3 protein-coding genes are annotated in these 4,290 nt (G+C 65.3%); 2 read left to right on the top strand and 1 reads right to left on the bottom strand.

Features of this window, described 5'->3' with window-relative positions:
• Positions 1 to 171: 171 nt before the first annotated feature.
• Positions 172 to 1,173 carry a type I glyceraldehyde-3-phosphate dehydrogenase gene (gap, locus tag J7573_RS25500; RefSeq protein WP_294341343.1) on the bottom strand — a complete coding sequence of 334 codons (1,002 nt, stop codon included), beginning with the start codon at positions 1,171 to 1,173 and terminating at the stop codon, positions 172 to 174.
• A gap of 265 nt (positions 1,174 to 1,438) precedes the next feature.
• Here gap and edd point away from each other — a divergent pair, with 265 nt between their 5' ends.
• The gene (edd, locus tag J7573_RS25495; protein WP_294341342.1) at positions 1,439 to 3,265 is read left to right on the top strand and encodes a phosphogluconate dehydratase; all 1,827 of its coding nucleotides are present in this window, start codon (positions 1,439 to 1,441) and stop codon (positions 3,263 to 3,265) included.
• On the top strand, positions 3,262 to 4,221 hold the full coding sequence (locus tag J7573_RS25490) for a glucokinase (protein ID WP_294341340.1): 960 nt from the start codon (positions 3,262 to 3,264) through the stop codon (positions 4,219 to 4,221). Before edd ends, J7573_RS25490 begins: the two co-directional genes overlap by 4 nt.
• Positions 4,222 to 4,290 lie beyond the last annotated feature (69 nt).

Below are 4,290 nucleotides of genomic sequence, written 5' to 3'. Positions count from 1 at the left end.
GCATCCATCAAGAAGCTTGCGCAATCCCTGTGGGAGCCGCGCTTGCCGGCGTTGGGCCGCGAAGCGGCCCCACGATTTCAAGGTTGTTGCAAAATTGCCGGGGCCGCTTCGCGGCCCAACGCCGGCAAGCGCGGCTCCCACAGGGATTGCGCAAGCTTCTTGATGGATGCACTAACGGGCGTTGGCCAATGCCAGGCAATTGTCCAGCATCCGGTTGGAGAACCCCCACTCGTTGTCATACCAGGCCAGCACCTTGAGCATCCGCCCGTTGGCGCGGGTATGGTTGGCATCGAAGATCGACGACAGCGGGTTGTGGTTGAAGTCGCACGACACCAGCGGCAGGGCGTTGTAGCCGAGCACCTTGGAGTGCCGGCTGGCTTCGAGGAACAGTTGGTTGACCTGCTCGGCGGTGGCCTCGCGCTTGAGGTTGACGGTCAGGTCGACCAGCGACACGTTGATCACCGGCACCCGCACGGCCATGCCGGTAAGCTTGCCGGCCAGCTCCGGCAGCACCAGGCCCACGGCCTCGGCGGCGCCGGTCTTGCTCGGGATCATCGACTGGGTGGCCGAGCGGGCGCGGTAAGGGTCGCCGTGGTAGACGTCGGTCAGCACCTGGTCGTTGGTGTAGGCGTGGATGGTGGTCATCAGCCCCTGCTCGATGCCGAACTCGCGGTGCAGCACCTGGGCGATCGGTGCCAGGCAGTTGGTGGTGCACGAGGCGTTGGAGATGACCTGGTGCGAAGCCCGCAGGATATCGTGGTTGACCCCGTACACCACGGTGGCATCGACGCCCTTGCCCGGCGCCGAGACGATCACCTTGCCAGCGCCCGCAGCCAGGTGCGCGGCGGCCTTGGCACGGTCGGTGAACAGCCCGGTGCATTCGAACACCACGTCGATCGCTTCGGCCTTCCAGGGCAGCTCGGCCGGGTTGCGGATGGCGCTGACCGCGATACGGTCACCATTGACCGTCAGGCTTTCATGGTCGGCCTCGACCACCGCATCGAACGTGCCGTGTACGCTGTCATATTTGAGCAGGTGGGCGTTCATCGCGCTGTCACCCAGGTCGTTGATGGCGACGACCTGCAGGTCCTGGCGGTAGCCTTGGGTATACAGTGCGCGCAGGACATTGCGCCCGATGCGGCCGAATCCATTGATGGCGATACGTAGGGTCATGGCAGTACCTCTGGCGGTCCGAGTGAAACCTGTGGCAAAAAGGCGCTTCACTGAAACGGTTTTGTTGTTGGAATTACAAGATTATTCACTGCGCGATAGAAAACAAGCCTTTTTGATGGCAGTATTTTGTTTAAACATACAACGAGTGGTTGGGCGCAGTGCCTCCCCCGATATCGCGAGCCCCTCTACCTTGAGCCTAGGCCGCAATCGTTTGGAGGGGAAATGCCCGGTAAACCGCCCTTACAATTAGCCTGGAGTCCAGTACATGCATCCGCGCATCCTTGAGGTCACCCAGCGGCTGATCGAACGCAGCCGTGCCACCCGCGAACGCTACCTGCAGCTGATTCGTGGCGCGGCCAGTGACGGGCCCATGCGTGCCAGCCTGCAGTGCGCCAACTTCGCCCATGGCGTGGCCGGTTGCGGTGCCGAGGACAAGCAGACCCTGCGGTTGATGAACGCGGCCAACGTCGCCATCGTCTCGTCCTACAACGACATGCTCTCGGCGCACCAGCCGTATCTGCATTTCCCTGACCAGATCAAGCAGGCCCTGCGCGAGGTCGGCTCGGTCGGCCAGTTCGCCGGTGGCGTGCCGGCCATGTGCGACGGCGTGACTCAAGGCGAGCCGGGCATGGAACTGGCCATCGCCAGCCGCGAAGTGATCGCCATGTCCACTGCGGTAGCGCTGTCGCACAACATGTTCGACGCTGCGCTGATGCTCGGCATCTGCGACAAGATCGTGCCCGGCCTGATGATGGGGGCGCTGCGCTTCGGCCACCTGCCGACCATCTTCGTGCCGGGCGGGCCGATGGTTTCCGGGATTTCCAACAAGCAGAAGGCCGACGTGCGCCAGCGCTATGCCGAAGGCAAGGCCAGCCGCGAGGAGCTGCTGGAGTCGGAAATGAAGTCCTACCACAGCCCCGGCACCTGCACCTTCTACGGCACCGCCAACACCAACCAGCTGGTGATGGAAGTCATGGGCCTGCACCTGCCAGGCGCTTCGTTCGTCAACCCGTACACCCCGCTGCGCGATGCCCTGACCGCCGAGGCGGCGCAACAGGTCACGCGCATGACCAAGGCCAGCGGCAGCTTCATGCCGCTGGGCGAGATCGTCGACGAGAAAGCGCTGGTCAACTCGATCGTCGCCTTGCACGCCACCGGCGGCTCGACCAACCACACCCTGCACATCCCGGCGATTGCCCAGGCGGCCGGCATCCAGCTGACCTGGCAGGACATGGCCGACCTGTCCGAGGTGGTACCGACCCTGTCCCACGTCTACCCCAACGGCAAGGCCGACATCAACCACTTCCAGGCCGCTGGCGGCATGGCCTTCCTGATCCGTGAACTGCTCGATGCCGGCCTGTTGCACGAAGACGTCAACACCGTGGCCGGCCACGGCCTGCGCCGCTACACCCAGGAGCCGTTCCTCGACAACGACAAGCTGGTGTGGCGCGAAGGGCCGCAGCAGAGCCTGGACGAGAGCATCCTGCGCCCGGTGGCACGGCCGTTCTCGGCCGAAGGCGGCCTGCGGGTGATGGAAGGCAACCTTGGCCGTGGCGTGATGAAGGTTTCTGCAGTAGCGCCTGAGCATCAGGTGGTCGAAGCGCCGGCACGGGTGTTCCATGACCAGCAGTCGCTGGCCGATGCCTTCAAGGCCGGTGAGTTGGAGTGCGATTTCGTTGCCGTGGTGCGCTTCCAGGGCCCGCGCTGCAATGGCATGCCCGAGCTGCACAAGCTGACGCCGTTCCTTGGCGTGCTGCAGGACCGTGGCTACAAGGTCGCGCTGGTGACCGACGGGCGCATGTCGGGCGCCTCGGGCAAGATCCCGGCGGCCATCCACGTCTGCCCCGAAGCGTTCGACGGTGGCCCGCTGGCGCGCGTGCGCGATGGTGATATCGTGCGGGTCGATGGTGTCGAAGGCACGCTGCGGGTGATGGTGTCGGCAGAAGAGCTGGCCAGCCGTGACCTGCCGCCCGCGCCCCAGGGCAACGACCTGGGCTGCGGCCGAGAGCTGTTCGGCTTCATGCGCATGGCGTTCAGCCCGGCAGAGCAGGGCGCGAGCGCCTTCACCTCGGCCCTGGAGAACCTCAAATGAAGGACCTGCTGGTTGGCGACATCGGTGGCACCAATGCCCGCTTTGCGTTGTGGCGTGACAACCAGCTGTACCAGGTGAAGGTCTTCGCCACGGCGGACTACACCAGCCCGGAACAGGCCATCGAGGCCTACCTGCAAAGCCACGGCATTGCCCGTGGCGGCCTCGCGGCGGTGTGCCTGGCGGTGGCCGGGCCGGTGGATGGCGATGAGTTCCGCTTCACCAACAACCACTGGCGGCTCAGCCACAAGGCGTTTTGCCAGACCTTGCAGGTCGAGCGGCTGCTGCTGATCAACGACTTTTCTGCCCAGGCCTTGGGCATGACCCGCCTGCAGCCCGGTGAGTACCGTGAAGTCTGCCCAGGCAACGCGGACCTGGCGCGGCCCGCGCTGGTGATCGGCCCGGGCACCGGCCTGGGCGTCGGCAGCCTGTTGCGCCTGGCCGAGCAGCACTGGCAGGCGCTGCCGGGTGAAGGTGGGCATGTCGACCTGCCGGTGGGCAATGCCCGCGAGGCGGCGATCCATCAGCAGATACACAGCCAGATCGGCCACGTCAGCGCCGAGACCGTACTCAGCGGCGGTGGCCTGGTGCGCTTGTATCAGGCCCTGTGCGCGCTGGACGGTGACACGCCCCGACACACAACGCCTGCGCAGATCACCGATGCGGCGCTGGGCGGCGAGCCTCGGGCGCTGGCGGTGATCGAGCAGTTCTGCCGCTTCCTTGGGCGCGTGGCCGGTAACAATGTGCTGACCCTGGGTGCGCGCGGTGGGGTCTATATTGTCGGCGGCGTGATCCCGCGTTTTGCCGAACTGTTCCTGCGCAGCGGATTTGCCGCCAGCTTTGCCGACAAGGGCTGCATGAGTGGTTACTTCGCGGGTGTGCCGGTGTGGCTGGTGACAGCGGAATTTTCTGGACTGCTGGGTGCGGGGGTGGCATTACAGCAGGCGCTGGAACACTGACCGGGGCCGCTTCGCGCCCCTTCGCGGGCACGCCCGCTCCCACATGGTCTGGCGTAGAACCTGTGGGAG

Source organism: Pseudomonas sp. (assembly GCF_017744435.1).
GTDB lineage: Bacteria > Pseudomonadota > Gammaproteobacteria > Pseudomonadales > Pseudomonadaceae > Aquipseudomonas.
The sequence above is the reverse complement of the archived record's forward strand: the minus strand, read 5'-3'. Positions and strand labels throughout refer to the sequence as shown.